The organism is Diaphorobacter oryzae DSM 22780, from assembly GCF_059568935.1.
In genome coordinates, this window is sequence record NZ_JCANUL010000023.1 from 1 (window position 1) to 5,328 (window position 5,328).

The 5,328-nt window shown below is 58.2% G+C and carries 3 protein-coding genes, 1 rRNA gene and 1 pseudogene; 1 reads left to right on the forward strand and 4 read right to left on the reverse strand.

All coding sequences use genetic code 11. The features are described from left to right. The first annotated feature begins 148 nt into the window (after positions 1 to 148). Positions 149 to 261 (forward strand): 5S ribosomal RNA (gene rrf / locus BP68_RS19035). Between the two features lie 214 nt (positions 262 to 475). Here rrf and BP68_RS19040 read toward each other — a convergent pair. From BP68_RS19040 to istA, 4 genes and pseudogenes are all read right to left on the reverse strand, one after another. Then, positions 476 to 1,567: pseudogene (locus BP68_RS19040) on the reverse strand (IS3 family transposase). Positions 1,568 to 1,613: 46 nt separating this feature from the next. After that, positions 1,614 to 2,171, reverse strand: coding sequence for a tyrosine-type recombinase/integrase (locus BP68_RS19045; protein WP_496374729.1), 558 nt, complete (start codon positions 2,169 to 2,171; stop codon positions 1,614 to 1,616). A gap of 501 nt (positions 2,172 to 2,672) precedes the next feature. Further along, entirely contained in the window at positions 2,673 to 3,419 is a 747-nt protein-coding gene (gene istB / locus BP68_RS19050) for an IS21-like element helper ATPase IstB (RefSeq protein ID WP_496374731.1), read from the reverse strand. Continuing rightward, the gene (gene istA, locus BP68_RS19055; protein ID WP_496374733.1) at positions 3,416 to 4,954 is read right to left on the reverse strand and encodes an IS21 family transposase; all 1,539 of its coding nucleotides are present in this window, start codon (positions 4,952 to 4,954) and stop codon (positions 3,416 to 3,418) included. Before istA ends, istB begins: the two co-directional genes overlap by 4 nt. Between the last annotated feature and the right edge of the window lie 374 nt (positions 4,955 to 5,328).

Below are 5,328 nucleotides of genomic sequence, written 5' to 3' on the forward strand. Positions count from 1 at the left end.
TACTAATTGCCCGTGCGGCTTGACCCTATAACTTTGACTAATGCAGTCAAGACTGTTATGCCAAGCACGCAATCAAATACAAAACCCTGATTCCAAGACTCTATGAATTCGCAGCGCAGACATCAAACCTGCGCCGCAACAAGTTATGCCTGATGACCATAGCAAGTTGGTACCACTCCTTCCCATCCCGAACAGGACAGTGAAACGACTTCGCGCCGATGATAGTGCGGATCCCCGTGTGAAAGTAGGTCATCGTCAGGCTATTACAGCCCAAACCGCCCTCCAGCTCTATCGAGTTGGGGGGCGTTTTGCTTGGGGGATCGGGGAAACAGAAATGCGCAGCGTGTGCTGTGGATTTCCGCGCATAAGTGACCCACTAACACCCAGGATTTCTTCCTGTATTGAACCGCCCCGGCTTTGAACTGCCCCCGACGTCCCCCCATTTTCAGTAGCACTGGGCTTTGGAGTCCGGGGGTTAATTTAACGGGTTTTGCACCAGCCTTTGGGCATAGTCCGCCGGGGTCAATCCGCCCAGGGACTTCTTGGGGCGTTCCTCGTTGTATTCCCGGCGCCATGCCTCGACGATCACACGGGCATGAGCCAGGCTGGTGAACCAGTGCTCGTTCAGGCATTCATCTCTGAAGCGGCCGTTGAACGATTCGATGTAGGCGTTCTGGTTGGGCTTGCCAGGTTCGATGAGGAACAACTGAACAACCCCTGGCGTGCGCCCAGTTCAGCATGGCTCGACCACAGAACTCCTTGCCGTTATCGGTACGGATCGCCTTGGGTAGGCCCCGTGTGGTGGCGAGCTGATCGAGAATCCGCGTCAACTGGTTGCCACCCATCGCCCGCTCGGGCACGATGGCCACCGCCTCGTGAGTCGCGTCATCGACCACCGTCAGGTTCTTGATGCTGCGTCCTTCGGCCGTTCGGTCATAGACGAAGTCCATCGACCACACCTGGTTGGCCGCCATCGGGCGCTGCAGAGGGTGACGCTCGGCCAGCGGAATCTTCTTGCGCTTTCGCTTTCTGAGCTGCAGACCTGCCTGGGCATACAGGCGCTCGACGCGCTTGTGATTGACCACCTCACCGGCTTGGCGAAGCTTGAGGTAGATCATGCCGGCCCCATACCGCCGATGACGCCGAGCCAAAGCCATGATTTTTTCCTTGAGGGCACCATTGCGGTCTGCAGCGGGCTCGTACCGGTAGGCGCTGGCGCTCATGCCGATGATGCGCAGTGAGCGGCGTTCGCTCAGTCCGCAGCCGACCATGTGGCGCACCAGCTCACGCCGTGCGGGTGCGCTCACCACTTTTTTCGCAAGGCTTCTTTCGTCACCTCGTTCTCAAGCATCGACTCGGCCAGCAGCCTTTTGAGGCGAGCGTTTTCAACCTCGAGTTCCTTGAGGCGCCTGGCATCCGAGACGCTCATGCCACCGAACTTGTTGCGCCAGAGGTAGTAGCTGGCTTCCGAGAAGCCATGCCGGCGGCATAACTCGGCCACCGGCAGACCCGTCTCGGCTTCGCGCAGGAAGCCAATGATCTGCTCTTCCGTAAATCGCTTCTTCACATCCAATCTCCTGTCTTCGGGATTGGACTCCAGCGTCAGCCGCTACTCAAATCCGGGGGGGACGTCGCATGCGGGCCATGGCGCTGTTCAGGGTGTTTTCGCTCAGGGGCTTGCTGCGGTAGCTGGGGCTGGGGAATACCAGGCCTGGCGCATCTGCACTGTCGGTGCGCAGCGATTGTATGGAGCGCAGCAGTTCCAGGGCCTGGCGTGAAAGGGGGACTCGGTGTTCCTGGCGCATCTTCATGCGCTCGGCTGGGATAACCCACAAACCCGCGTCAAGGTCGAACTCTGACCAGAGGGCGCCGCGTACTTCGCCAGGGCGGGTAGCGGTGAGCATCAGCAGGCGCAGGGCCTGCGCTGTGTTGGAGCCACCTTCGTAAGCATCCAGCAGATCAAGGAAGCGCGGCACCTCTTGCACCGGCAGTGCGGCGCGGTGCTGCACTGCGCGGGGCTTCAAAATTTCGGCAGGCATTAAATCCAGCATGGGGTTTCGCTCCAGGCGCCCATGCACCACGGCCCAGCGGTAAATGCTCTTGACTCGCTGCAGCACACGCCCGGCCATGTCTCCGGCGCCGCGCGCCTCGATGCGCTTGATTGCCGCCATGACTTCCCCCGGCTGTACCGCACCGCAGCCAGAGGGCGGTCGCCCAGTGCAGGGAATATGTCGGCCTCCAGCGAAGCCCGGATGCGCTCGCGTGTTTCCGCCCCCCAGCTGCGGAAACCGGGCACTGTTGAACACTCAATCCACTTCGACCTAAACACCCAATCCGGTTCAACCTGAACACTCACTCCGATTCGTCGTGAACACCGCGCCGCTGCTCATGGTCAACGGTCCGACGTCGCAGACATGGGTTTTGCGTCATGGACAAGGGTCCAGCATCACGATCAGGGTACCGGCGTCGCAACCGGGAGACGTGCAACATGAACGCTGGTTCGGCACGGTAGACAGCAAACTTGTTTCGCAAACACGGTTCTGGTCTTGTGAACATCAGTCCGGCACGATGATCAACGTGCCTGCATCTTGCACTCCAGTTCAGCGCGTAGATTGCTGGACCGGCGTCGTAGACGCTGTTCTTGCGTCGTGAACACCGGTCCGGCAATATGATCAACTGGCCATCAGCTTCTTCGCTTTGAGCTTGCGCATTGATTCGCCTTTGAGGGAAACGCGATGCGCTTGGTGGACAACACGGTCAAGAACCGCGTCGGCGAGCGTCGGATCTGGGAAGAATGAATGCCACTGATCAGTTGGAAACTGGCTGGTAATCAGAAGTGAGCCAGTTCGCATCCGGTGGTCAATCACATCAAGTAGCACCTGCGCGGCCTGCGGGGTGATTTCGCCTAACCCAAAATCGTCCAGAACCAACAAGTTGGGTTTTACTAGGCGAGCCTTCAACGTTGCTAGGGAGCCATCTAGGATGGCGGTGCCAACCCCTTCGTATAGATCACTCGCTTTCACAAACAAAGTTGGCAGCCCCATGCGGCACATCTGGGTTCCAAAAGCACACGCGAACCATTTTTTGCCTACCCCGGTGGCGCCCGACACGATCAGATTGAGTCGCTGGCGAACCCATTCGCCACTCGCAAGCGTGGCAATGAGTGATTTCTCAATGCCTCTGGTCGGTCGGTAGTCAGCATCCTCCAGTGAGGCCTTCTCAGGGAACCCCGCAGCTCGAATCATCCGATTTAGCTTCTTGGATGCACGCTCCGAGGCCTCGCGTTCCACTAACAGTGCAAATCGATCATCAAAACTCAGTTCGTGAAGCTTGGGCTGCTGTTGCTGGAGTGCGTATGCCTCGGCCATGTGAGCCAGTCGCAGGTCGCGCAATCGATTGATGGTCAACTGGAAGCTCATGCGGCACCTCCGAAGTACCCCGCGCCGCGCAGGTTGTCATGGCTGGGACGGAGAGCGGCGGGGACTGTCTTCTTGACGCCCTTGTCGGGAGATTTTTTCAAGATCGATTCGATGCTGCGCAACGAAATTATGTTCAACGGCAGTGCATATGTACAAACCTCCTCAAACCTTCCCTCCCCGTGAATTCGCGCCATGTCGCGCATCCGTCGTGCCGCCCTCAACCCGTTTGTCAGGTCGGTCCGGTCTTGCAAGTGATGCTGAATCATCTTCTGCGTGTTCGGCCCCACTGACTCAGCCCACAGCATGAGTGCTTTGGGCTCTCCTTCGAGTACGCGTGTGTGCGCAATAGGTCGATGCTCTGGAAAGGTTTTTACCGAACCTTCGCCATCCGCCAGGCTATGCAGTGCGACGCGACGCCCCCGCGACATGATCTCCAGTTGCGAAGCTGTGATGCGCAAATCCACGCGTTCACCACGCAGCTCGTAGGGCGTCGAGTAGAAGTTCCTTTCGTGCTCGACGTGGTAGTCATCCCCAACGCGCACGCCGTATCGCCAATCGCTCATTTCGAACGGTGCTTCGGGCAGTGGTTGCAAGGCAGCGCGTTCCGTTTCTTCAAAGCGCTGGAGACGACTACCGCTCATCTTTTTGAAGAGACGGGCATTCACGAGTTTCGTCCTTCGCTTCAGTTCAGCGTTCAGCTCGGCCACGCTGAAGAAATCAAAGTCACGAATGCGAAACAGCACGAGGCGCTGAACAATCTGAACGCCCACTTCCGCCTTTGCCTTTTCCTTCGGCTTGCGGGCACCTGTTGGTAAAGCCGCCGTACCAAAGTGGGTCAAACAAGCCCGGTACGACGGATTGAGCGTCACCTGGCCTTCCGCTCGCCGGATCACTGCGGCTTTGAGGTTGTCGGTAACGACCCACTTTGGCACGCCCCCCAGATTGGCGAAGCAAGCATCGTGGCACTCCAGCCAATGGGGTACCGTCTGAGACGGGACCGCGTGCATGAAGATGTAGTTTGAATACCCAAGGACTGCGACGAAGATTTGCGCCTCGATGGAAGGGCCTCCGTCTCGCGAGCGCACAGTCACAGTGGAGCCTGCGAAGTCAACAAAAAGTTTCTCGCCTGGAACATGGACCTTGCGAAACACCACGTGCTGCAGCCTCAACCACTTCCGAAAATTTTCGGTGAACTGTGAGTAGCCAATGCCTTCAGGGCAGACGGCACGCCATTCCTGCCACAAGGCTTCTAATGTGGAGTCCGGTCGCTGCATTTGCTCATAGACCCAGTTCCAGTCCGGAGCCTCCTTTCGCTGGGCAACGCCCTTGTCCTCGTTGCCGAGGGCCGCAGTCCAGGCGTCGTCGTCGAGGTCGAAAAGGTTCTGTGGGATGTCTCTGGTTGTGAGAAGTGAGCGAAGCGTTAAGACAGAGTTCGTTGAAACACCGACCGCGCGGCTGATCGCGCGGCTCGATTGCTTGGGATCGTAGAAATGTAGACGCGCGATTTCGCGCTGTTGGTGGATAGGCAAACGCAAGGAAAAACTCCTGATAAAAGACCCGGCGGTACTGGCCGGGCAGGACGAGTTCACCCCGCACGCCCTCACTCGACGATTGACGAGCGAAGAAGCGCAGCCCATAATGCCTTCACAAGTCCTCACTTGTCCGGCAGTAATGCTGGCGCGACGCCCGAGCAGTCCCTCGGGCGTTTGCGTTTTAGGGTGGAGAAAACTGGTTAAGGGGGCGATGTACCCCTTTCTTCTTTGGCCACTTCGCCGCGCATGTTGGTCAGCCAATCGGCAACATCCAGCGTCAGTGCTGTTGATTTCCACGCAGAAGTGACCCACTGACCCCCAGGATTTCCATCTAAATCTGACCCACGTACTAACCCTAGCCTGCTGCTTTGCTGAGC

Bases quoted from the DNA above. Each gene is read 5' to 3' on its own strand.
- BP68_RS19045 (WP_496374729.1), bottom strand. From the start codon at position 2,171: ATGGCGGCAATCAAGCGCATCGAGGCGCGCGGCGCCGGAGACATGGCC.
- istB (WP_496374731.1), bottom strand. From the start codon at position 3,419: ATGAGCTTCCAGTTGACCATCAATCGATTGCGCGACCTGCGACTGGCT.